Below are 23885 nucleotides of genomic sequence, written 5' to 3' on the forward strand. Positions count from 1 at the left end.
GACAGATGCGCCTGGAGCGGCTACGTTCGCTACTGCAGGAAACTTTCCGCACACGGTCCGGCCTCCGTACTGAGACGCCTATTGGTTTGACGCAGCTGATGCCAGTCTCTGAGTGATCTCATAGCTTCACGCCATCAGGGCGTGTCAATTGGCTTCATTTGTAATGGCGTTAAACCCGAACCGCGCTGCCTTTGGTCCACAGGTCTTTAACTCCACTGACCAACACTGACTGCTCCATATCGTCGCTCCAGACGGTCCGCCAAATCAGGGAGCTCGATATCGAGCCCAGCAACAAGCCGAAACATCAGCAGTTGATCCCAAAAACCGACACGCAGTCTAGAAGCGAGAAAGTTGCAGTCTCAAGATTATGGCGAGTTGCTCCACTCGACATCATCTTCGGCAAACGGAGGGAGGGTTGGGATTGCTGAGGAGCCTGCTTGGCCGACCAAATACATCGGCCTGATCTCGGCTTTAGCCGTTCGCAATCGCATGGAGCCAGTTATGGTCCGCCTCCTGCCGCTCTTTGAATCGGAGCACGCATTTCTTGGAGCATAGCGCCATTCGCCAGTGATAATACCGTACGAGCCCAAATCTCCGACCGCAGATTGCGCAGCACTTTACTGTGCAACGCTGGGAAGTATAGGATCGATCGTGCATTCTCGCCTCCTGCTAGCGTTACCTGGATTCCTCATTCATGTCTTCCAGAGCTGACTGCGGTTCGACTGCAAAGTCTCGCGACGTACGGCCGCCGCAAGCGTCCGACTCCGACGCATCCTCCCTTGGCGGAATCAGCAAATTAAATTTGTGCCTCACCGACACCGGGGATAGTAAGGATAGTTCGATTTCAATTCATGCGATGAACTGCGCATCGACTGCGAAATCCCGCATCCTGCGCGGCATTCTCGCCTCAAATCAACAGATCCAGGCTGTTTGGAGCGGTTACAGCTGCGTTGCCTTGCGTTTTCGCCGTCTCGTTCAAAGCGAGCGACGCCCCTGTTTCCGCCCGCAGTTGGCGTCAAGCGGGCTATGAGCCGGGTGAGACATGGACGTCACGGCTATTTGGCGGGACGATGGCGCCTCCTGATCTTCTGAAAAGCGAGCAGCGTAAATCAAATGCTGACAGGCGCACCTCGTTTGCATCGGATGACAGGACAGAATGGGCGAGCCGGCGATCGACCAGCCGAACGGAAGTCATGCTCTGAGCTCAAACGATTCCGTTGGAATGTGAGTGATAAGCTGAAACCATTCAGCTGGTTGTGCCCTTCCATCAGTTCTGCCTCGAAAACTGTGAGAAGGTAGAAGCGCAAGTGACGAGCGTATGTCGGTCACGCCGGCGAGTTCACCTCGATCCAATGCTCGCACTACAAGTCAACTTCTGGCTTCAGGACGATGTTGTCGATCAGGCGGGTCGCGCCCACATAGGCGCGGCGCAAAGAGCTGCGAGACGACTCAACGGGCTCGCGGCCGGCTTGCGCGTGTCGGCATCGACGAGCTCGACGTACTGTACGCGATCGATTTCATCCAAGTGCCTCCTTACGATTGCTACGAGTGCCCCAACATTGCGCTCACCTACCTGAAATTCTGCCTCTGCAGCGAACAGCCTGCGGTTGATGGCAAGGGCGCAGACGTTCTTCCTCGTCGAGGTACCGGTTACGACTGCTCATCGCGAGCCCATCCGGTTCCCGCACGGTTGGCATCACGGTCATAATCTCGACCGGAAGATTGAGATCAGCTACCGCTCGACGCACGACGGCGCATTGCTGAAAGTCCTTCTCCCCGAAAAAATGCGAACGTCCGGCCGCAGCAAATTGAGCGGCTTGCAGACCACCGTCGCCACCACGAAAGCGCCAGGGCCTGAAAACTCCACACAGCGAATTTGCAAGCTCACCGGGCTCAACGAAGGTGTCAAGATGAGCCGGATAGAGCTCTTGTACATCTGGGGCAAAGACGATCGCAACGCCAGCTTCGCGGCACAGTGTTTCATCACGCGATAAGTCGCGCTGGTAAGCGGCGATTGCCTCGCTTGGTCCGAATTGGGTTGGATTAACGAATATACTTGCGACTGTCACATCGCAATGCGCCTCGCTTGCTTTGACGAGCGCCAGATGTCCTTCGTGCAGATAGCCCATTGTTGGTACAATCCGACGCGCTTGTGTGCGAGAACCTGACGGAGCTCGCAGACTCTAGTAATTGTTTGCATGTTGAGCTTTAGGTTGGGTTGGAAGGCGTCCAATTTGCGATCATATCGTCTAGACCTTCAGGAAGCCGATACGACTCTCCGGGTGCCGGGAAGGCACCGTTGCGGACGTCCGCGGCCCAGCTAGACAACGCCTCCTTTAACAGATGGAATCCATCTGCATAGGCGCGAACGAATTTGGGGCGGCGGCCTTCAGTCAAGCCCAGCACATCGTGAAGAACGAGCACCTGGCCTGAACAATCAGGACCTGCTCCGATTCCAATGGTCGGAATTGTCAGAAATTTTGTCGCTCGTGCAGCGAGCTCGGCCGGAATTCCCTCCAGGACTAGAGCAAAGCAACCAGCCTGCTGCAGACGCTGGGCATCATCGAGCAGGCGCAAAGCGTCGTCGGCTGTCCGCCCCTGGACCTTGAAACCTCCCATCACATTGACGCTTTGGGGGGTGAGGCCTAGATGGCCCATGACAGGAATCTCGCAATCGACCAAGGCGCGCACCATCTCCGCACGCTTGGCTCCCCCCTCCAATTTGACGGCATCTGCCCCACGCTGAAGGAAACCGCCCGCGTTGCGTACCGCTTCCTCTCGGCTGAGATGAAAACTAAGATAGGGCATATCGGCCACGAGTAAGGCTTGAGGCCTTGTGCGCGCAACCGCCTCAAGATGATGATTCATCATCGCCACGCTGACCGATAGCGTGTTTTCGAATCCGAGGCAGACATTGCCGACGCTGTCGCCGACTAGGATGATATCTGCGACGCTGTCGGCAATGCGTGCTGTGACGGCGTCGTAAGCGGTTGTCATTACGACACGCCGGCCCTCGCGTTTCCAGCGCGTCAAGGTTGGGATCGTAGTGCGTTCAGTAGGCGGCTCCGAATATTTACTCATCTCAGATCCCGGTCGGCTGGTGCGCATCCCTCGTCTCACGCTTCGTAAAGAAGGCAACGGGATACTGTCAACGGTGACATCAAACAATCTTGCACATCAACTTAGTGGCGCAGTCGGTACACACCGGATGGCACGCATCGCAGTTTTCAGTACTTGCGATCCTTGACTCGTCAGCTCACGAACGTCCTGCGGTCCACTTGCCATAGAGGGCAATGAGTTACATAGCTGAACTTGGCGCCTCTAATGCTGTGCAGAGATGCGGAGCGGTTGTAGTACAACACCCGTGACCATCATGAACTAAACAGCGGGATCGAGAGCGGAATTCGCCAGACGCGCGGCAAGGTCGTTAAAAGCGATACCGGCCGCCCCCCTTTTCGCTCAGCGCTGCAAGTTCCTGCATGTTGGTTCCGTCCAGTGACCGGCCGGCAAGACAGCCTATCACCACTTTCTCGCGGTAAACTGGCCGCGCAGGACAAATAATGCGCAAGTTCGGTGAATTTCGGCGCAATGGCGCAGGAAACGCTCCGCCAGATGAATATGACGCTTTAGGCGGGTAGCCGGCACATCGCATCTGGCCAGCGCCTCACGCACAAGCTGGACGGCCAGCGCCGCCCAGGAGAAGACAGGTTGGCCACGCCTGTGGTTGAGGCGACGCTGCGCAAGCATCGTGAGTGTTGGAACGCTCGGTTTACGTCGGATCGGGAACGCAATGAAATCTAAAGGGGGCGCGTGGTAACAGCAGTGGCTCTGTCTAATCTGCACCAAAGGGCTGCGGGCACGACGTGCGGTAGGCGTACCTTCAGGCTAGCACATCGGCGGCTTCCCTGATAGCAGCGTAGACTTGATCAAGATCAACTGCCGTAACGCAATAGGGCGGCATCACGTAAATCGTATTGCCGAGCGGCCGCAGCAGCAAATCTCGTTCTCTGAAGAACGCTTGAAGCTTCGGCCCGACCTTGGAGGGATAATCCGATTCGCTCGTTATCAGATCGAGTGCGGCAATCGTGCCGAGGCGTCGAACGTTCCGAAATCGGCATCTGCACGGAATGAGGCAATTGCCTGCTCTTGCATCATGTACGCTTCATCACTCTCAGTACCCAGGCTGGGTACATCAGCACCCCCCCTGCCCCCGAAATCAGCGGTTCTACGATAAAGGCGGCCGGATTTTCGTTTCGACAAGCTGTTTGTAGCGCATCGAGCGTCGCCTGCTCACGATATTTTGCCGGGAACTAGACTGATCTGACATCAAATAGCAGGGATCCATATGATGCATTGAACACGCCTCGGGCGTCAACCGACATGGCTCCAACCGTATCGCCGTGGTAGGAATGCTGCACTACGATAATGCGGGTTCGCTGTTGGCCAATATTGTGCCAATATCCCAGCGCCATCTTCGGGGAAGAAGACATAGTCAAGTCCTGGGGGTGCAAGCTTCAAGAGTGGTGCAGCAACCTCCTCAGCGGGATCGTGGGTATGGCCGGCAAAGACCACTTGATGGAGCTTGCTTGCCTGATCTTGAATGGCGCGCACAATGTGGGGATGACAATGACCATGCGTGACGACCCACCAGGAGGAAATTGCATCTACGATACGGCGGTGTAGAGGTATGCACCATCAGCACGCACCAACTTTCTCATCTCATGTTGAAGCGCATGCTGTGTGAACGGATGCCAGATCGGCGATATTGACTTCGCCATTACAGATGGAAGTCGTCGGCGCGGAATGAGACTTTGAACGCCGACTGCAGCGTCTCGGCCGTAAGGGAAGACAGCCAGGGCAATCGCCCCAGCCAACGTACCCGCCCAATCTCGCGAATTGCAGTCTGAGCTTCAGCATTTCTTTCACCGATGAAGGCAATCCCAAGGATGCGGATCTCGCGCTTTCGCAGAGCCTCTATGGCCAGCAGCGAGTGGTTGATAGTGCCAAGCGCTGTACGCGCGCAAAGAACGACTGGAAGGCGCCATCGTTCAAAGACATCAATGTACAGCGTATCGCCCCTCAGCGGGACCATCAGCCCGCCGGCGCCCTCAATCACGAGCGGTCGATCCGCCGCCTCCGGCAAATTCAGCGAGTCCGGGTCGATGCGAACTCCGTCGAGTTCAGCAGAATGATGAGGCGAAGCCGGCATTGTGAGGCGGTAATGCTCAGGCACGATGCGGTCGGCCGACAGACCGCCCAGTCGTGCGACCACCTCGGTATCGGTCTCCCCTTCGAGGCCGGCCTGAATTGGCTTCCAATAGCTGGCGCCCAGGAGATCAGCGAGGCCCGCGGAAAACACCGTTTTCCCGACACCAGTGTCCGTACCGGCCACCACAATCCGCTGACTCATCAAGCTACTCCCCTCGTCCTCTCAGTACGCACATCGCGCACTGAACGCACGTCTTGCCCTCGACTGAGGGTTTCATATTCACGTCCATTATCGCCTGGATCGTGAGCCCAACATGCCCGATATTGAGCCGCTTGTTGCCGAGTTTCGGCACCCGATGAGGCCAGTACAAAGGTTTTCACGCCATCACGCGTCCGATCTGTGAGTTTGCTCGAGCAATCACGAGGGGTTATCTGTGGTTTGCAACCGATAGGGCTGAACATCGCACGGTCGTGAGACGAGCTCGATGCCGATCTCTCGCTCCAGACCAGAATGAATGGTCTCCGATGGCCGCAGCAGCTCGGTTAACTCTTGAAAAAACGCCCGTCAGCCAACCTGATTTGCCGGTTCATCGAGCCTGACGTGCCGCCTCCTCGATAAGCGTATCCAGCATTGCAAGCACATCCTCCTCGGTGACGTTGAGGGTCAGTGAAATGCGAAGACGAGCTGTGCCAGCCGGCACGGTTGGCGGGCGGATTCCTCGGATGTCGAAGACGCGAGCTTGCAGTGCAGAGGCACTTGCATTGCGCGCGCATTGTCGCCAACGATATAGGGCACGATCTGTGAGCTCGAAGGATTCTGCAAGTCGCGGATGCGCATCTGCCTATGCGTAAACGCGACAAGGCGGGCCAGACGTTGCTGACGCTCGGGCTCCTGCTGCAGGATGAGCACTGCTTGTCGCACGGCGAGAGCCATCACTGGTGACGGGGCGGTGGCGAAGATGAAGGGCGACAGCGATTGATCATGAAATCGCGCAGCACATTTGGCGCAGTGACAAGCGGGCCGACGACACCGAGCGCCTTGCCGCACGTATGAACGACCAAAAGATTCTTGCGCCCCTCATAAGGCGCCCGTAAGCCCCCGCTCCTGCTCGCTGTAGACGCCTGTGGCATGCGCCTCGTCCACAATGAGGAATGCATCATCGCGGTCGGCGACCACGACCAAGTCTCTGAGAGGGGCGAAATCGCCATCCATACTGTAAAGACTTTCAACCACGATCCAGACGCGGCCCATTCCGCCCTTGGCCCGCCAGCCGCAAATTATGTCTTCGACCGACTGGGGATCATTGTGGGCGCTCACCCGAAACTCAGCTCGACCGGCGCGCGCCCTCGTGAATGCTTGCGTGCACCAGATAATCTAACGAGCAAATCGCCCGCGGTTACGAGAACGAAACTTGAGGATGGTAGCTGTCAGCTCGGCAAGATGCGATTTTCTCGGTCAATCAACACAACGCGCGGCTTGAACGTTCTTGCTTCCACCTCGTCAAACAAGGCATATGCAACCATGATAATTTTGTCACCGGGCAACGCGAGCCGCGCCTCTGCGCCGTTCAAGCTTATGATTCCGGAACCCCGTGGTGCCTCGACGACATAGCTTGCGAAGCGCGCTCCGGTTTCGACGTTGTAGATCTCCACGCGTTCGTTGATCAAAAATCCCGCAGCGTCCAGTAGTGCACGATCGATCGCGACTGAGCCTTCATAGTGCAAATCGGCTTCGGTCACCGAGGCGCGGTGGATTTTGCCCTTCATCAGGGAAATTTGCATTTTCTTCCTACTATTGTTTGCTGAGAATGTGCCGCTTCCCTGCTGCCCTCAGGCAAGTCCAGATGCGATCCCAAGCCGATTCAAAAATTCGCGTCGCGGTCACGCTGCGGATTCTTTGTGGTCAATAGCACATCGCCGATGAAGATCGAATTCGCAGATGGTCAAACGGCAGGCTATAAAGCGCCTCGGCATCGGCGCGTTTCCAATCCCTGCGAACTGGCGCGCTGTTGCCGCCGCCGCATTCGTTCAAGACATCAGCCATAAGCTTTCTCGCGAAATCATAGATATTTTGGAAAATTATCTATGACTATTACTCTGGATTGATGCTAACTGAGGGCACGCACGAGTGCACTCGTTTTTCTGATAGATAATCTATGATGACTGGTGGCGAGAACTTGACGACAGCTGGCCGCATCGCCGCGTCGATCGGCCAACGCATAATCACCGGCGCCCTACCGCCGGATGCCCCACTCCGCCAGGATCATGTCGCGCGAGAATTTCATTCAAGTCACGTCCCGGTTCGCGAAGCATTCCGGCAATTGGAGGCTCAACATCTTGTCGTTGCGGCGCCTCGTCGCGGCGTTCGAGTTGCCCCGCTCGATATTAGTTCGGTCAGGGAAATCGCCGAGATGCGCGCCGCGCTGGAAGTGATCGCGTTACGCAATGCAGCTCTAAGGCTCACATCGACCCATTTGGCACGGATCGAGCTCGCCGTGATTGAAGGAGACAATGCCGAGACGCTCCAGGATTTTGAGACGGCGAACCGCGCCTTTCACCACGAGCTGGTTGCGCCCTGTGCGATGCCGCGACTGCTGGCCAGCCTGGGCGCCTTGCAGCTCGCAAATTCTAGGCTGGTGTTCGCGATGGCGCGCAGCGCCGGCTGGCGGCCCCGGCCCAATCAGGATCACCGCCTGATTCTTCAATCACTGCGCGCGCGCAACATCGATCAAGCCTGCAATCTCCTCGCGCGCCACATCCAAACGATCGAGCGCCTTGCCTTGCCCTCGCCCTGCCAGGGATGAGCGTTGTTATGTGGCGTGCGGCATTGCGGCGGGATGCAATCCAAGATAATCAGGCGGTTCAACTTCGATCAGCGTACGGCCAACCATGATACGTCACATCGTCTTCTTCACCGCCAAGAACAAAGCCCACGTTGAGCAAATGATCGACGGCTTGTCGGTCCTCACGGCGATTCCGCATGCACGGCGGCTGGAGGTCGCCCGCAACCGCAAGACCGACCAGCTCGGCAACGACGTCGACGTTATCGTCTATGGCGAGTTCGACAGTGAGGTGGATCTCACAGCCTACAAGGAGCATGCCCTTTACCAGGAATCGATCAAGCGGGTGCGACCGCTCCGCGAACTGCGTATCGCGGCCGACTATGAAGTGTCGGTTGAGCGGGTTATTTCGACGTCAGGGACGGGCTAGTCAGGCGGACGGGGCGTATTGGCCTGACGGTTCATTCACGAGTGCTTCAGAAGCACACTCTCGCCAGACCAACAGTTGAAAAACTTTCTGCACTCCTACGGGCCGGAGACCGACAGCCAAATGCAGGTCCGTGAGCTGCCATGGATCGATCCTGTCACGGCGATGCGCCGTCTCGCGCATAGACCCCAACTCATGTTTCTCGACAGCGCCACAAAGCATGGGTCACTGGGGCGCTATTCATATCTGGCTTGCGATCCGTTCAGCACCTTTATGGTCGCGGATGGACAGGCGAGTTGCGACGGAATAGTGATGAAGGGCGATCCATGGGAAATGCTCCGTGTCCTTCTCGCGCAATATTCCGGGGAGCATCGCCATGATCTTCCGCCCTTCCAGGGCGGCGCGGCTGGTTTTTTCTCCTATGATCTGAACCGGACGTTGGAGCGATTGCCGACGCCGGCATTTCCCGGTCAGGGCCTGCCTCAATCTATCCTGCATTTCTATGACGTAATTCTCGCCCATGATCATCGTGACGGCAGATGCTGGATCGTTTCTACCGGATGGCCGGAGCAGGATCCAGTATCCCGGGGCGCGCGTGCGGGCCGTCGCGCCGGTGAGTTTGCAAGATTGCTCGCCAGCCCGGCGCCCCTGTGGAACGGCTTCCCCGGTATATCGGGAAGATGGCGCTCGAACTTCAGTCGAGAGGGATACATCGCGACAGTACAGCGCGTCATCGACTTGATCCTTGATGGGGACGTCTTCCAAGCCAATATTGCGCAACGCTTCAGCGCGCAGCTGCCGACCTCGTTCGATCCGCTGGCCTTCTACTGCCGCCTGCGATCATTGAACCCCGCCCCGTTTGCAGCGCTCCTGCGCTACGGCAAGTTGACTATTGCATCGAGCTCGCCAGAGCGGTTCCTGAAGCTCGACGGGCGACAGGTCCAAACGCGCCCCATCAAAGGCACGATTGCCCGCTCCGCTGACGCTGGGAAAGATCGACGCCGTGCAGAAATCCTTGTTGCATCTGAAAAGGATCGCGCTGAGAACACCATGATCGTGGATCTTTTGCGCAACGATCTTTCCCGCGTGTGCACCGCGCATTCTGTGGAGGTTCCAGCGCTCTGCGAACTCGAATCTTATGCCTCAGTGCACCACCTCGTGTCGACCGTTTCGGGTCTACTTGCAGCGGACCAAGACGCCGTCAGCCTGTTACGAGCTTGCTTTCCCGGCGGTTCCATTACCGGGGCACCGAAGGTACGCGCAATGGAAATCATCTCGGAAATCGAGCGTGTGGCGCGCGAGGTCTATTGCGGGGCGATCGGCTTTATAGGTTTTGACGGTCATATGGACACGAACATCGCGATCCGCACGGTCACGATCAACGACGGCTTGGCCGTATTTCATGCGGGTGGCGGTGTGACGGCGATGTCAGACCCGGAGGCAGAATACGAGGAGACACTCGCCAAGGCAGAGCGAATATTTGATGCGTTCCGGGCTGAAACATCCGGTGCGACATGATTGCGATCATCGACAATTACGATTCCTTCGTCTTCAACATCGCGCGGTATTTCAAGACGCTCGGTGAATCAACCGAGGTCCTTCGGAACGATGTGGTCAGCATCAGTGATCTTGTTGCGCTCAAGCCGCGAGCTATCGTCATCTCTCCCGGTCCCTGCACGCCGAGTGAAGCGGGAATATCCACCGCCGTCATACGCGAGCTTACGGGATCTGTCCCAATTCTCGGCATCTGCCTCGGACACCAGTGCATCGGGAGCGTTTTCGGCGGACGCGTCGTGCGCGCAGGTCGTCCCATGCATGGGCATGCCTCGCATATAAGACATGACGGGCGGGGGCTTTTCACAGGACTGCCGTCCCCGCTTTGCGTCGGCCGCTACCATTCTCTTGTCGTTGAGTTCGGCGAGGCTTGCTCGCCAGATCTCGTGGTGACCGCGCGTTCGGAAGATGGCGAGGTCATGGCCCTTGCGCATCGTTATCAACCAACTTTCGGCCTCCAGTTTCATCCCGAATCGATACTTACTCACCGAGGACATGTGCTGCTCACAAATTTCCTGCGGCATGCACGGACTTCCTGCCCATGACGTACGGAGATCATTGCCCAGATGGAGGCTGCCAGCGATAATGCTATTAGGTTCTTAAGTTTCGAACAGTGGGAATGCCGTGAAGAAAATCTGGGGCGAACGCCTCGTAAGCCTGCTTGCCAGCGATATGCAGTTGCAGGAACGAGCTTACCTCGCTCGTCACATCCCTGACTAACCTTCCTGCAGGGCCGACGGCGCAGCCGCTGAATGAAACCATTGACGCGGTCCGATGTCTCCGTTCTCCCACGACACGACGATGGTGTTTAGGGCATAGCTGGTTCATAATCAGCGGAAACATTGCTGTGTAGCACGCCTGCCGCAGCAAACCTCCATTGTGCGGGCAAGATCAGGGCATGAACAGCTCCCCTTCTTTATCTGTCGATGCGATTGCAGCCGAGCTACGCCGCCTCGATCCCGCATACTCGCCCACGCCACTGCTGAACCTTCCTGCGTTGGCGAACCGGCTCGGAGTGGCGCAGGTGCTCGCGAAGGACGAAGGCCGCCGCACGCTCGGCAGCTTCAAGTCGCTTGGTGGCACCTATGCCGGATTACGCGCGCTCGCCCGGGCCTCGGGTATGCAGGTGGCGGACCTTCTCGGGACCAGACCCAAGGGGCAACCGACGCTAATCTGCGCCAGTGACGGTAATCACGGCCTCGCGGTGGCTGCCGCGGCGCGCTTTGCGGGGGCGACAGCCCGCGTGTTCCTGCATGAGGGCGTGCCGCACGCGCGCGCGCGCCGCATCGAGAATCAGGGTGCCGAGATCGTTTGGGTGCTCGGCACATACGACGATGCAGTCGATGCGGCCGCAGCGGCGGCCTGCCAAGGCCCGAGCATTCTTGTCGCCGACACGACCGACGATCCGAATGACCCCATCGTTTGCGACGTCATGGCGGGATATGGCGTTGCGGCAGCGGAAATCCAAAATCAGGTGGATTTCGCCCGTCATGGGCGTCCGACGCACGTCTTTATACAGGCTGGCGTCGGCGGACTCGCCGCCGCTGTCGCCGAGGGTCTCTCGGGTTGGCTGTCACCTCCGGGACATTTCGTTTCGGTCGAGCCGGAAAGCGCGGCGTGTGTTGCGCCCGCGCTCGCGGCCGGCCGCCCGATTCAGGTGGAGGGTGATCTCCGCACGTCGGCCGAGATGCTTTCCTGCGGCCGAGCGAGCGCGCCTGCCATTGCGGTGCTGAGGCGGCACGGCGCTCGGCCCATCACCGTGTCCGAGGCGGAACTGGTGGATGCTGTTCGCTTGCTCTCCGCCTATGATCTGGCCACCACCACATCCTCTGCAGCAGGCCTGGCCGGGGCGATGGCTGCCCTGGCACGCCCAAGCCATACAAGCGATCTCGGCCTGGACGGGCGGAGCCGCATTCTCGTTCTCCTCACCGAACGCGCCCTAGACGCCTAAACGTGGTCACGGTGATGTTCGCTCCTGGCAGACAATGTTTGGAAGGCCGAGGGCTTCATCATCGGATTATCGGCGGTCCGTGTCCGGCTCGGAGACCAGCGGCGCGCCCCCGACGGAGACCGGCCCTTCTGGTTTCGACGGGCGACTGGCTCTTGTTATCGGCTTTGAAGTGGTTTGGGCTGCTGGCGGACGAGGATCGGCAGGAGGAGACGCAGAAGTCACTGGGCTCTGCAGCGACTCCATTCTCGAAGTCAGGACTGCGATTTGATCCAACATTCGCTGCAAATCGGTTTGCTGTGCAGTGACGTTGCGGTTGAGCGCCGCAAGCTCTTCGCTTGCCTCCTGCTGTGCCAAGCGAATCTCCGAAAGGATCGCTTTGTCTTCAGACGACAACGCCGGCATCGCGGCGATTTCAGGTGCCCCTGAAGCCTCCAGGAATCTGTCGATATGGGGCCAGCAATAGGCTCCGCCAACGCACAGGGCGGTGAGGATGGCGACAAGTCCAAGAACCCACTGAAAGCGTCTTGATGATTTGCGCAAGACGGCGGGCAACTCCGAGCCGTTCGCTTGATCAATCACATCCAGCATCCCTTGTTCAGAATATTGCAATGGCGCTCGTTGACGCGCTTGTCGATGATGGTCAAGACTCTACTGAGTCGTTTGTGCAAAATGAATTTGTCGTCGCACAAAGGTCCCAGGAAGATCACTCCGCTTCAACGCATATTCGCGCCCCAGTCCAAAGATGAATAAGCACGCCCGCAGTTGACCGTTAATTAGCTGAGCCCCACCTGCCCTGCGATGTATCTAGCCTTCAACCGACCGGTATTTTCCCGCGCTAACCGGCCACTCAGCGCAGTAACGCTACACAAGAACAAGCACGCTACGACTGCGGCAATCGAAGTTCACCTGCGGCGTTCCTCCGCGCAGGCCGCGAGCAAATCGCGGTCGCGCTTCAGCCGGATGGATAGCTTCGGGAAACTTTCTTTTGCAAGGTCCCTCCCTCAACGAGCGCTCGTCTGGGGCTGATCAGAGATGACTAGAATGCTTAGCCGGCTTCGCTGCATGATTCCTGCTGCAATTTAGGTAAGAGCGCATATTTCAAGCGCGAGCGCCCGAAAGATCGCAGACTCAGCGGGAAACACCGGATGTAATGGCATTACTGAGTTTCGAAGGCTAAACTCGGACGTTTGTAGGCCCAGCCGCCAGTCGGCTGGTTCAATGCGACGGCATGTTCCCCGGGACGCTAAGAGCAACGGATCACTGTCTGCCGCTTCATAATTGGGCGGTTATCGGAGGAAGTGTTCGGAAATGCGTGGACTTAAGCCATTGAGTGCCTTTGGGGGAAACTCCAGGAGCAGAACTGCTCAAAGTCGGGGAAACCTTCACTGGCAATCCCGAGCCAAGCCCCCGCCAGGGGGCTAGACGGGCAGCACCTACAGCGGACAAAACGCCAGGGTGAAGGGATAGTCCAGACCACGAACGCCGGATGGCGGCGGCGAAAGCCGAAGTGGTAAGAGAATCCGTGGGGCCGCAAGGCCTGTGCCGGTTCGAGTCCGGCCGCCCGCACCACAGTTTTCAACAGCAACTAAAGGATACGGAATCGGGGTATTGCCTCTCTGCACAACCTTGAAGAGTATGTATTGGGGGGAGAGGACATGACTTTTGCTTTAGGAATGCATCCAGGCACCACTTGGCACAAGTGCGATTTCCAATGCCATACACCAAGAGACCAAGCTTGGTCCGGTTCTCCAGACCTACCGGGCGGGAGCGAGGCCGATGAACAGGCGCGTGCCGCATGGGCCGAATCTTTCATCGCAGCAGCCGAAGCTGCAAAACTGAGCGCGGTCGCGATCTCCGATCATCACGATATATGCCTCTCAACCTACGTAATTGAAGCTGCCAAACGGCTTGGATCCGAAGTCAGAGTGTTTCCTGCGGTGGAAATCACCTGCTCTGATAATGCTCAGTGCATCGCAATCTTCGATCCATCGCTTGCAGCAGATACTCAGAAGCTCGCTTTAGCCGCAGCCGGCAACATTTTGATGGCTCCTGAATCCGGAGCGAAGACATGCGCCATCCAACCTGCCAAATCGACGGTTTCCGAGTTCGTCGCGGCAATCCAAGACGAACAGTACCTGAAAGACTGTTGCTTGGTGCTCCCGCACTTCAGCACAGAAGATGACCATAAGAGCCTTAATGAGCCGGGACATCACCCACGCTTCGCCAATCTCCCAATCGATGGCGTATACATAGAGCGTCCGTATAGCGGGCTCGACACTACAACAATCGACAAAATTCGCGGCAAGATAAACGATTGGGGCAAAAGGCGACGAGCGATCATCGCCACCGGGGACAACCGCACCGCAGATTGGCAGAGGCTCGGTAAGCACGACTGCTGGATAAAGTTAGGTGAACATTCCATTGAGGCGCTACGTCAGGCTCTTTTGGCAGACGAGGCCCGCATTGCATTTGAGCCCCCTGCATCTCCCCCGAGCATTTAGTAGAGCTGCGCGTGAAGAGCAGCCTCACCGGACCAAATCCCGTCACCATCATGTTCAACGATGGTTTCAATGCTCTCATTGGCGGCAGAGGCTCCGGCAAAAGCGCGTTTCTTGAGTATCTCCGCTTTGGACTGGGACGGACCGACAAAGATCTAAACACAATCTCGGACCTCGCGAATGATCGCGAAGTCGCTCTCATCAAGGAAACTCTGGCGGGTGACGGTTTCGTCGAGGTCGTACTTGAGCGTGAAGGAGTTCGCGAAACCTGGAAACGGACCACATCGAATCAGGAAGCGATCTCAGTAATTACTCCTCAAGGTACGATAGAAGTCACTACCAGCACGGCAAGGGAGCGGTTTCGCGCACGCGCCTTTCGGCAGAAGGGCCTTTCAAGCACGATGAATGACCCGCAAACTGCTTCGGAGCAAATAACGAGTATCGCCGCTGCCGAGGAACTGGACCAGCAACGCAACATTGAGCGTTCTATCAAAAATGCCCAGCGTGATGTCAGGACATCGCTATCCAATCTTGCGGCGCTCTGGCAGGCGCGTGTTGACTCGCAACAAGCCAAGAGCAAGGTAGAGGACATTCGGCAGCGTCTGTCGGCCTTGTCCACTCGCATGGAGCAGGAAGGGGTATCCACCGAGGCGTTGATTACAATTGAAGAAGCTCCGAAGTATGCCCGTGCGGGAGAATTTATCGCTGGAGTAGCAACGCAGGCGCAAGAAGCAATAACCGGCATTTCGGAATTTGATGCAGCCCTCCTTGCGATCGAGATCGAGACTTACGAAGGCGCAGCCGACTTCGAGGAGGCCGCAAATCTACAGAAAGCGGTCGACGAGATGAAGACAGCGATCGCGGAGCATCTTGCCAAGGCCAAAGAGGCAGCAACGACCCTCGTCAATCATCAAAAGGCTGCAAGTGAGGCGTTTGCGCTCAAACGCGATGCATTCGATGTTCGATACGCCACTGCAATAGCGGAGCAGAGTAAACACAAGACGCTCATTGATGAAGTTGCTCGCCTGACTCGTGAGCTACAAACGGCAGAAGCGTCCCTCACTAAAGCAAAGACAGACGAAACCGGCAAAGCGGGCGCTGAGAAGGCCTACGAAGATGCCCTTTCGAAGCTAGACGCTCTTATTCAAGACAGGCGTAAAATTTTAAAGGCTGCCGCCGACAAGGTCGCTGGAAAATCGAGCAATTTGCTCAAAGCGAGAGTCCGCAAGGATCAAATGCCGGAAGAATACCTCACTTCTCTCTGCAAACTCTTCGAAGCTTCTCACACGCAGCAGGTCGAAGAGGGGTGCCAGGATTGGATCAAAGCGGTTCTGACCGAGAACGAGGAAACCGGCTGGGCCTCTGTTAGAAAAGCGTTTCTGGGACTCTACGAGGCTAAAATCATGGCGGGCTCGCCGCCTGAGGCAAGTGACGGGCTATTGTCTACCCTTCAATCGATAATCTTCAAAGGTATTCGCGCCCTTACAGATCGTCAGCAGAAAAAGGTCTATCAGAATCTTACAGACGCGGTCGTTGCCGGGATTATTTCCGCTGCCCCAAAAGACACGATCATCATGTCTTACATCGACGAGGGTCGGGCGATCGAGTTCAAAATGGCTTCGCCCGGACAACAGGCATCCGCTCTGTTAGAACTATTGCTAAAGCAATCAGCGGGGACGCTGATTATTGATCAGCCGGAGGATGACCTCGACAATCGTGTCATTATGCGAATCGTTGAGCTTTTGCGCAAATCAAAGTCAAACCGACAACTTATTTTCACAACACACAATGCCAACATTGTCGTGAACGGAGATGCCGACAAGATTGTCGCGCTTAAATCTCCCGAGCCCTCTTCGAACCCGACGATCAATGCTCCTAGAGTGCAGATTGATTGCGATGGTGCCATTGAAACTCCTGCGGTGGGGACAGCAATTACCTACGTGATGGAGGGAGGCAGAGAAGCTTTCGACTTGCGTAGCCGCAAATATCGGTTCGATCTCGCCTCATGACCTCCATTGAGCCGGTTTCGGTGGAAAACTTCGTGCCATTCTATCGACGCTGAAACAACGCGCCGAAATCACGCTAAAGCCTAACAAGATGGCGCTAGGGCTGGCCGTTCTTTGCTGATTCGGTCAGCATGGCTGCAAAGTCAGGAGGGCTTATGAACTTCAAAGCAATGGCGACTGCGGAGGCGACCCAGGAGCCCACTCTCAACTGTCCCAACTGCAATCACGAGATCAAGCTGACGGAGTCGCTAGCCGCCCCGCTCATCGAAGAGACCCGGCGGCACTTCCAGGCGCAATTGGCGAGCAAGGATGCGGAAGTCGCAAAGAAGGCGGAGGCTCTTCGGCAGGAGCGCGAGGAGCTTGAGAACGCGCGTGAGCAGGTTGAAGACCAGGTTAAGCAGCGCCTTGCCGCCGAGCGGAGTCAGATTGTAGCTGCCGAGGCGAAGAAGGCGCGGGAAATCGTCGCCGCCGAAGTCCAGGCGAAAGGCGCCGAGCTTGAAGAGTTGCGTAAGACGCTGGAAGCCAACAACGTCAAGCTTGCCGAGGCCCAGCAAGCCCAGGCTGAGATGTTGCGCAAGGAGCGAGCGCTCGATGAGGCCAAGCGGGAACTTGAGCTCACAGTAGAAAAGCGCGTTCAGTCGTCCGTCGAAGAAATCCGCCTGAAGGCCAGGCAGGACGCCGACGAAGCCGCCCGTCTCCGCGTGCTGGAGAAGGATCAGACCATTGAATCCATGGCCCGCACTATTGAAGAGTTGAAGCGCAAAGCCGAGCAAGGCTCGCAACAGTCCCAGGGCGAGGTTCTGGAGCTTGAATTGGAGGACCTACTGCGGGGACGCTTCCCCACTGATCTCATTGAACCGGTTGGCAAGGGTGAGCTGGGCGCCGATGTCGTCCAGCAAGTCAACGGGTCCGTGGGTCAGCCGGCGGGCATCATTCTTTGGGAATCCAAGCGCACCAAGGCCTGGAGCGATGGTTGGCTTGCTAAGCTCCGCGACGACCAACGGCGCTGCGGCGCTGACGTGGCGCTCATTATTTCCCAGGCCCTCCCCAAGCACATCGAACAGTTTGATTTGCTTGATGGAGTGTGGGTGGCACATCCGCGGTGCGCCCTACCCGTCGCTGTGGCGCTCCGGCACACACTGATTGAAGTGAACAGCTCCCGGCTTGTCCAACAGGGGCAGCAGACCAAGATGGAGCAGGTCTACCACTATCTGACCGGCACGAAATTCCGGCAGCGGGTCGAGGCTGTAGTCGAGAAGTTCAACGACATGCGCAAGGACCTGGACAGCGAGCGCAAGTTCATGGTCCGGCAATGGGCTAAGCGGGAAACCCAGATCCTGTCCGTGATCGACTCGACCGTCGGCATGGTGGGTGACCTTCAGGCCATAGCCGGCAAGGCCATGCCTGAAATCCCCAGCCTGGAGGTACCTCTGCTGGAAGATCACGAGAGCAGCGACCGTAAAGCGTCTTAGATAGTTCCTTCAAGGACCACCGGGCGTCGATAATAGTTGAGTCAAGAATTCATGGACTGGCGAGGTTCACTCTTCTCGTCATTCGAGGGATTTTGGTGTCTGCCCTGAAGGTCCGAAAATAGGGAGGTGACTTCAAGACATACGCCTTACCGTCAACTACAAACCCATCCAAACCCCGATCTAAAACGTAAGCCGACAGATCGTCAATCCTGTTTATGAACCCTCGCCCGTTGAAATTGAGCGATGTATTGCAGAGGACACCATAGCCTGTCCGGGACTTGAAGGCCCTAAGCAGTTCATACAGACGCCGGTTAGTAGCTGCTGAAACCGTCTGAAGACGTGCGGTTCCGTTCACATGGATGACCGCGGCCAAAGCACCCGTATTCGTCTTTGCGTATAGAGCATATATGGGCTCGACGAGTTGCAGCCGAACCATGTTGCAGCATCCCCTTCCAGGCAAACAGGTGCGATCGGACGAAACTGCTCACGCTGCTTGATCTCATTCAATCGTATTCTTGTAGTGTCCTTAAACGGCGCAGCGAGAATGGAGCGATTGCCCAATGCGCGAGGACCAATCTCATATCTGCCGTTCACCCAACCAAGCACGAGGTCATGGGCAAGCATGTCGGCAATCGTCTCGTAGTTCGCTTCAACTGTATGATACTGCGCTAGGTCGATAAAGCCGGCTGCTTCAAAACTCCGTTCCGGAATAGACGTTTCCGTCGATCTTTGGATTGCCCGTAAAGTGATAATGCGCATCAATCGCCGTACCAATGGCTGAGCCCGAGTCATTCGCAACAGGCGGTATGAAGAGCCCAGTGTCTCGCCATTTTGTATTCCAGTCGCAGTTTAGACCACAGCCACCGGCTATGAGCAGCGGCATACCTCTTTTCAGATTCGATTTGGCGAACTGATAGAAGATATCGACTAGCTTATCACTGAAGATACCAGCGAAGTTGCGGAACTCGGCGTCATCCAGCCCCACATCGCAATACGGCAGCCCTTCGGGACCGTCGTATTCAGATAGCTGCCTGTACGGCCCCTGCAACAGAAACTTCAGCAGTTTCATTTCGGAAGACGTTGGCTCCTTTCGCCGAGAAGATGAGGCCAAAGCCATCAGCTTGCCAGCATCAGAAATTCAAACATAGGGAGTATTCTTAGGGAAGGTTGGATCGGCCAAGCCGACGACGATGACAAACATCATCTCGCCCTTAGCCCCCTCGGGTCCGTTTGTGCCGTTACCGAAATTCGTTGGCTTGGGATAGTCTCCCGGCGAGCTGGGACCCGAGGGGCCGCACAACCCATTCCATCCCGCGCCGGAGCCGCCGCCTCGGGGCATACCCGGCGCTCCACCTCGACCTCGTTGACGCGAGCGTAACTGAAAGTCTCAATTCCTGCTTCAAAGATACGAACACGAGTGTTGCACCGGCCCTCAGCGGCCATCCGCCGTTGGTGCGCCCTGTTCTCCAGCAGATGCTGGCCCTCGATTCGGATTCGATGGCCGTTCTGCGTGCCTTAGGTACCGTTTCGACGCGACATCTCATCGATACGCTGAAAACTGCATCGCGCGGCCTTCGGAAACTACAGCATTGGAAATGTACGTTATTGGCGGCCACTCCGGTTCCTCAAAATCAAAATCGATTTCAATCGTTTCCCCATTACTTTGGACCACGCGCGCCAACGCATCAGTCATGGCGGCGGTCGCCAGGTGCGAGTCTAAATTGCTGTAGGTTCGTTTGCCGTCGATCCAATCCTGAAACAATGCCGATTCAGCCGCGTAAGAGAACGAATTTCCATAGGGTTGCGTGATGCGCTCTTCGCTCAGGAAATCCTGGGTTCCAGTGACGAGAGCATTCGACCGTGACGTTACAATCCCGATGTTCTTCCCGCGCAAGTCTGATTGGCTTTTCCTTGAAGAGATAGGAACTTTCACCACGTGCCCGTTGACGGAAAACAGGGTCCCCAAACGGACATCAACATCAGTGCAGTGCAGTCGGCCGTTGACGTTGTAGGGCACCTCCGGAAACGCCCCCCATGACCGCATCCCTGGCGTCGTTTGTTCCAGAGCAATAGTACCCAAGCATAAGGTTGCCCGGCTGCGTCGAAAACAGAGCGCAAACGATGCGACGACATCGGTTTCCCCATAAGGAAAGCCTGGGTCAAAGCTCGCCATGTGCTCCGGGCAGTTGTCCAGCCTATTCAATATGCCAAGAGGCAGCCGTTTCGCTTGATCGCTCGGAAACGCTGAGAAGCCACTGACGCGTAGGCATAGTTCATCGTCCGCGTACATCCTGCGGTTCATTTGCAAGAGGCGGGTTACCAGATCAACATAGTGGTAGGAGCCATGCATCAGCATGCCATAGCCGTACTTGTACGGATGGTCTTCCCTGAGTGCGTATTCATACGGAAGATTCCACACGCCGGATGCAGTCTTCAAGTTGACCGAAGTGATTGGAACGTTCAACCTTTCCATCATCACTGCGAGCTGGGATCGAATCCGTTTTTCATATATCCCGTGGTGTCGATCCAGCACGATCAGACTGTGCTGCCCCTTACCGCCGTTTGCACAGGCGAGCAGATCCTTTGTGCGCTGATAGATCGAGCCGCCATCGAATACGCCATCGCGCATCGGCACCAACAATGGCTTGGTCGTTAGGGTATCGTATCCGGCCAACATGCAATGGCGCAAATAGCTCTCATGGGCCTGAGGCTCTGTTGCGATAACAACCTTCAGAGTTCCGGCACCTTCGTTCGCACGATCCTTAAGGAAGGGAGCAACATGGCTCAAGGCCGCCTCGGGATCGTCACGCACATCCGCGCCGGGGACAAACACCGTATGTATCGGCTGTGCCGGCAAACTGGCCACTCTACGCTGGACGGCATCACGTTGAGATTCAAGATCAACGACTGAATATCCGGCGATAGCCCCGGACTGCAAGGCGGCTCGAATACATCGCGAATACTTGTAGCCAGAAACGGGACCAAAGCCCACGATTACAAGGTGACTTGACATAGGGAGGGTCTGCTGAACCAACGAAAAATCCGCTCACGTCATCCGCGAACGTCATTCAAAGAACGAAAAGAGCTGCTGCGAGCGACGTTGTCCAGCTATCAGGAATAGCAGCTTGCGTGTGCCCATCGGTGGGGCCCAAGATAGATACCGAACGTCACGTCTCGAGATTAGAGCTGGAATACCGATGATGATGGGCACACTCGCACCCATCCCTTCACGATCAACACTGGCGTCGCTTTGCCCAAGGCATGGCGCTACCATAGCCGTCGCCTGCTACAACGCCGGCTCCTACTTGGCCGAATGCGTAGAATCCATTCTTCGTCAACCATTCTGCGTACCGCATGAACTGATTATCGTAAATGATGGCAGCAACGATCCAACCACACTGCGAATACTCGCCGACTTCAAAACCAACAAAGCCATCCGTCTAATCCATCATAATCGAAATATGGGCCTGCCCGCCGCACGCAACTCCGGTCTGTTTGCGGCCAGATATGCTTATGCAACCTTCATCGATGCGGATGACTGCCTGAACGAAAGCGCCGCTGCCTTGAAAAAGGGAACTTACCTGGATCGCGCCGTCAACGCATTGCAATCCGACCCTAAGCTCGCCTTCGCACATTGCGCGACTCTCATGATTGGAGATTGTGGTGGGTTTACCAGCTCCGCCTATCCCCTCACTGAGGAACTAGTGGCAGCGAAGCATCATGTCCCGGCGTCAATCGTATATCGAACGGAGGACGCCATCGAACTGGGTGGCTACAATCCCAGTATCGTCAAATGGACTGACTGGAGTTTTGGCGCCTCGCTGCTTTCCCACCGAATAAGCAAGGGACTGGAAAACAAAATCGCCTACTTCTCTACTCCGTATTATTTATACCGCGCCTACGGGGATCCGCAGAGGGTGTCCCAACGGCGCGTATCGGAACCGGAGATGATTCGAGCGACGGTCGAGAACTTCCGACCGCTATTTGACAAGTACTACCCCAACCTGGATGACAATGAGAAGGTTCGGCGCGTCTTCGCCGCGAAGCCGACCCTCCTTGAATGCGTCGCGCACATGGCGAAATCAGACTTGGCTCGAGCGAGGCAATTCATCCGTGAACGCGAACTCGATCGACAGACTGGCGACCGCAGTATCGCACTTGCCCCATAGCCCGTGCGGCGAGACTCATCGCGCTTGTCGCGACGCTGAGGCTGTGGTTCACCATCGCATTCTGCTAGGTGCGCAACGGCCATCACGCCGCCCTATTCAGGCCTAGGGAAAACAAACCCCGGCACCGCAGAGCGCCGGAGTGCCCCAACGACCGACGTCTGATATGCTCAGGTTGCCCGTCTCTCTCGGCAGCTCCCTGATCGGCGCCTCGCGGGGTTCATAGTTACATCTGCTATGTACAAATGGGGTGAAATGAGAGATGACACGCTCACGTTAAACGATGGACTATCAACGTTCATGAAGCCTTCGGGTGCCAGACTTGGCCTCCTAACTTATTTGTGCATCTCCTTCATACTTGTCGGAGCCGGTATTGTCCTTCCGGCCTGGGTCGCGTTCCACTACGGTGGCACCGGCCTTGTTGGATTGGTCCTCATCTTCACCAATGGATCAACGATCGCGCTGGCGCCCATCGCTGGCCATATCGTGGACAAGCACGACAAGCGAGCTATCGCAACCGCCGGACAGGCGCTGCGTGCCATTGGATTCATGGGTCTCGCCCTACCCGAGTTGCTTCCCCACGGAATCGCTTCGTCCGTTATCTTGATCGCTTCGGGCGCCATCGGAGGTTTCGGGTTCTCACTACAGATGGGCGCCATCAGTGCTCTAACGCAAATGACCGTGGCCGCGAATGACAGAGCGAGAGTGTCATTTCAGATTTCGCTCGCAAAGCAGACTGGGATTTCAGCCGGAACCGGCCTTGCGGGGTTATCGATTGACAAATTCGGCTCGTCTACAACCGCCATGTTGCTGGCGGTGCTGGCGCTAGTCGCTGTTTCCTGCTTGAGTTTTATGCGACTTTCAGCGTTGCGGCCTTCTGGGACTGCAAACACGATTGGATTTTTCGGAGCCTCTTGGCGGGCGCTGACGTATCTTCGTCAAGACGCAGGTGCGCTCACGGCGACGATCGCCGTTGGCTTAGCATTCTCAATTATTCAGACGACGAATCTTTTGCTGCCCGGGTTCGTGGTACATGAACTCGAAGGCAGCACCAGCCTTTTTGGGCTCTTGGAGATGATCGCAGCGATAGCGGGATTCGCGGCCGTCGCCGTCTCAGCACATCAGTCTTTGGCCGACAAACTAAGGGCAGCGGTTATCCCCTTGCTGGTTACAGCCGGACTGTCCCTCATGCTGTTCTCCTTTACAAATCAGAGAATGATAGCAGTTGCCATTTACGCTTTGGCAGGGACTCTCTGGAGCCTTTCTCGCGCGGCAGCAGATGCCGCGTTACTGGCATTCGTGGAAACAGCGTTCATTGGTCGGGTGCAGGCCCTGACTACGTTGGTTACAGCCGTGGTCGGTCTTATCGTCTATAGCCTGCCAACAATATTTGCGGCCTTTAGTGAAGCGCAACTGTACGCCCTTTGCGGCGGCGTAATCGCGGCTGTCGCTGCCGGCCTATACCCTTTTGCAGCTTCACATTGTCCAAGCTCTTCGTCCGAAGAGGAAGTTCGAGAAGAGGACGAGCCCAAAGGTCCAAAACAAATTCCGGGACATCCGGAGCATTGATCATGGCCCTCGCTGCGCGCCACCGGCCCAGTCGCGCGAAGATTCACAATCCGAAGAGGCCGAACTGAGCAGATGTGGCTTGTGTATCAGGTGCAGATGCGCTACTCGGAAAACATGAACATTCGCACGCCAAACCGCGAAATCGTAAGCCGTCCTCTGTTGGGGACGTGATCCGCCGCTGAACGTCGGCGCCATCCGATCCTCACTTTGTGGATGGATCGGCATTCTCCATCCGCATTAACGATGGAGAAAAT

The 23885-nt window shown here is 56.7% G+C and carries 16 protein-coding genes and 5 pseudogenes; 9 read left to right on the forward strand and 12 right to left on the reverse strand.

Annotation, left to right across the window (positions count from 1 at the left end; translation table 11 throughout):
- Positions 1 to 1565 precede the first annotated feature (1565 nt).
- The 8 genes and pseudogenes from BCCGELA001_RS28735 to BCCGELA001_RS38010 form a co-directional block, all read right to left on the reverse strand.
- Positions 1566 to 2129, reverse strand: a complete 564-nt coding sequence (locus BCCGELA001_RS28735; protein WP_083543417.1) for a pantoate--beta-alanine ligase — start codon at positions 2127 to 2129, stop codon at positions 1566 to 1568.
- A 79-nt stretch (positions 2130 to 2208) separates the two neighbouring features.
- On the reverse strand, positions 2209 to 3081 hold the full coding sequence (gene panB / locus BCCGELA001_RS28740) for a 3-methyl-2-oxobutanoate hydroxymethyltransferase (protein ID WP_060736865.1): 873 nt from the start codon (positions 3079 to 3081) through the stop codon (positions 2209 to 2211).
- A gap of 799 nt (positions 3082 to 3880) precedes the next feature.
- Positions 3881 to 4778, reverse strand: a pseudogene (locus BCCGELA001_RS39490) (aminotransferase class III-fold pyridoxal phosphate-dependent enzyme).
- Positions 4778 to 5410 (reverse strand): dethiobiotin synthase, encoded by a 633-nt coding sequence (gene bioD / locus BCCGELA001_RS28750; RefSeq protein WP_060736866.1) that lies wholly within the window; start codon positions 5408 to 5410, stop codon positions 4778 to 4780. The pseudogene BCCGELA001_RS39490 and the gene bioD overlap by 1 nt, the downstream one beginning before the upstream one ends.
- Before the next feature lie 385 nt (positions 5411 to 5795).
- Positions 5796 to 6587 (reverse strand): annotated as a pseudogene (locus tag BCCGELA001_RS28755) (aminotransferase class I/II-fold pyridoxal phosphate-dependent enzyme); the annotation flags it as partial.
- 49 nt (positions 6588 to 6636) lie between these two features.
- A complete protein-coding gene (panD, locus tag BCCGELA001_RS28760) occupies positions 6637 to 6990 on the reverse strand; it encodes an aspartate 1-decarboxylase (protein WP_060736867.1) in 354 nt (117 codons plus the stop codon).
- Positions 6991 to 7038: 48 nt separating this feature from the next.
- Positions 7039 to 7145 (reverse strand): annotated as a pseudogene (locus BCCGELA001_RS38960) (biotin synthase BioB); the annotation flags it as partial.
- The gene (locus BCCGELA001_RS38010; RefSeq protein ID WP_158511642.1) at positions 7112 to 7252 is read right to left on the reverse strand and encodes a hypothetical protein; all 141 of its coding nucleotides are present in this window, start codon (positions 7250 to 7252) and stop codon (positions 7112 to 7114) included. The gene BCCGELA001_RS38010 and the pseudogene BCCGELA001_RS38960, both read right to left, overlap by 34 nt.
- Before the next feature lie 112 nt (positions 7253 to 7364).
- On the opposite strand from BCCGELA001_RS38010, the gene BCCGELA001_RS28765 reads away from it, so the two are divergent.
- From BCCGELA001_RS28765 to BCCGELA001_RS28785, 5 genes are all read left to right on the forward strand, one after another.
- Entirely contained in the window at positions 7365 to 8012 is a 648-nt protein-coding gene (locus tag BCCGELA001_RS28765) for a GntR family transcriptional regulator (protein ID WP_060736868.1), read from the forward strand.
- Between the two features lie 85 nt (positions 8013 to 8097).
- Positions 8098 to 8418, forward strand: a complete 321-nt coding sequence (locus tag BCCGELA001_RS28770; protein WP_008557978.1) for a Dabb family protein — start codon at positions 8098 to 8100, stop codon at positions 8416 to 8418.
- A 120-nt stretch (positions 8419 to 8538) separates the two neighbouring features.
- Positions 8539 to 9933, forward strand: a complete 1395-nt coding sequence (pabB, locus tag BCCGELA001_RS28775; RefSeq protein ID WP_060736869.1) for an aminodeoxychorismate synthase component I — start codon at positions 8539 to 8541, stop codon at positions 9931 to 9933.
- Positions 9930 to 10514: an anthranilate synthase component II gene (locus BCCGELA001_RS28780; protein WP_060736870.1), complete on the forward strand. Its 585-nt coding sequence runs from the start codon at positions 9930 to 9932 to the stop codon at positions 10512 to 10514. Before pabB ends, BCCGELA001_RS28780 begins: the two co-directional genes overlap by 4 nt.
- Before the next feature lie 353 nt (positions 10515 to 10867).
- Positions 10868 to 11920, forward strand: coding sequence for a pyridoxal-phosphate dependent enzyme (locus BCCGELA001_RS28785; protein ID WP_060736871.1), 1053 nt, complete (start codon positions 10868 to 10870; stop codon positions 11918 to 11920).
- 66 nt (positions 11921 to 11986) lie between these two features.
- Here the strand turns inward: BCCGELA001_RS28785 and BCCGELA001_RS28790 are convergent, their stop codons facing one another.
- Entirely contained in the window at positions 11987 to 12508 is a 522-nt protein-coding gene (locus BCCGELA001_RS28790) for a SlyX family protein (RefSeq protein ID WP_008557993.1), read from the reverse strand.
- A gap of 1067 nt (positions 12509 to 13575) precedes the next feature.
- Between BCCGELA001_RS28790 and BCCGELA001_RS28800 the strand changes: the two are divergent.
- Together BCCGELA001_RS28800 and BCCGELA001_RS28805 are read left to right on the forward strand one after the other, a co-directional pair.
- Positions 13576 to 16427: pseudogene (locus BCCGELA001_RS28800) on the forward strand (TrlF family AAA-like ATPase).
- 152 nt (positions 16428 to 16579) lie between these two features.
- The gene (locus BCCGELA001_RS28805) at positions 16580 to 17896 is read left to right on the forward strand and encodes a DUF2130 domain-containing protein (RefSeq protein WP_060736874.1); all 1317 of its coding nucleotides are present in this window, start codon (positions 16580 to 16582) and stop codon (positions 17894 to 17896) included.
- A gap of 49 nt (positions 17897 to 17945) precedes the next feature.
- Here BCCGELA001_RS28805 and BCCGELA001_RS39495 read toward each other — a convergent pair.
- The 3 genes and pseudogenes from BCCGELA001_RS39495 to BCCGELA001_RS28815 all read right to left on the reverse strand — a co-directional run bounded on the left by BCCGELA001_RS39495 (position 17946) and on the right by BCCGELA001_RS28815 (position 20930).
- Positions 17946 to 18688: pseudogene (locus tag BCCGELA001_RS39495) on the reverse strand (carbamoyltransferase C-terminal domain-containing protein).
- Positions 18588 to 18965, reverse strand: coding sequence for a carbamoyltransferase N-terminal domain-containing protein (locus BCCGELA001_RS38615; RefSeq protein WP_008558006.1), 378 nt, complete (start codon positions 18963 to 18965; stop codon positions 18588 to 18590). Before BCCGELA001_RS38615 ends, BCCGELA001_RS39495 begins: the two are co-directional and overlap by 101 nt.
- Positions 18966 to 19436: 471 nt before the next feature.
- Positions 19437 to 20930 (reverse strand): hypothetical protein, encoded by a 1494-nt coding sequence (locus BCCGELA001_RS28815; RefSeq protein ID WP_144441524.1) that lies wholly within the window; start codon positions 20928 to 20930, stop codon positions 19437 to 19439.
- A 163-nt stretch (positions 20931 to 21093) separates the two neighbouring features.
- On the opposite strand from BCCGELA001_RS28815, the gene BCCGELA001_RS28825 reads away from it, so the two are divergent.
- Together BCCGELA001_RS28825 and BCCGELA001_RS28830 are read left to right on the forward strand one after the other, a co-directional pair.
- Positions 21094 to 22065: a glycosyltransferase family 2 protein gene (locus tag BCCGELA001_RS28825; RefSeq protein WP_083543418.1), complete on the forward strand. Its 972-nt coding sequence runs from the start codon at positions 21094 to 21096 to the stop codon at positions 22063 to 22065.
- Between the two features lie 252 nt (positions 22066 to 22317).
- Positions 22318 to 23631, forward strand: a complete 1314-nt coding sequence (locus BCCGELA001_RS28830) for an MFS transporter (RefSeq protein WP_158511643.1) — start codon at positions 22318 to 22320, stop codon at positions 23629 to 23631.
- Positions 23632 to 23885: the final 254 nt, after the last annotated feature.

The sequence above is a fragment of the Bradyrhizobium sp. CCGE-LA001 genome (genome assembly GCF_000296215.2).
Lineage (GTDB): Bacteria > Pseudomonadota > Alphaproteobacteria > Rhizobiales > Xanthobacteraceae > Bradyrhizobium.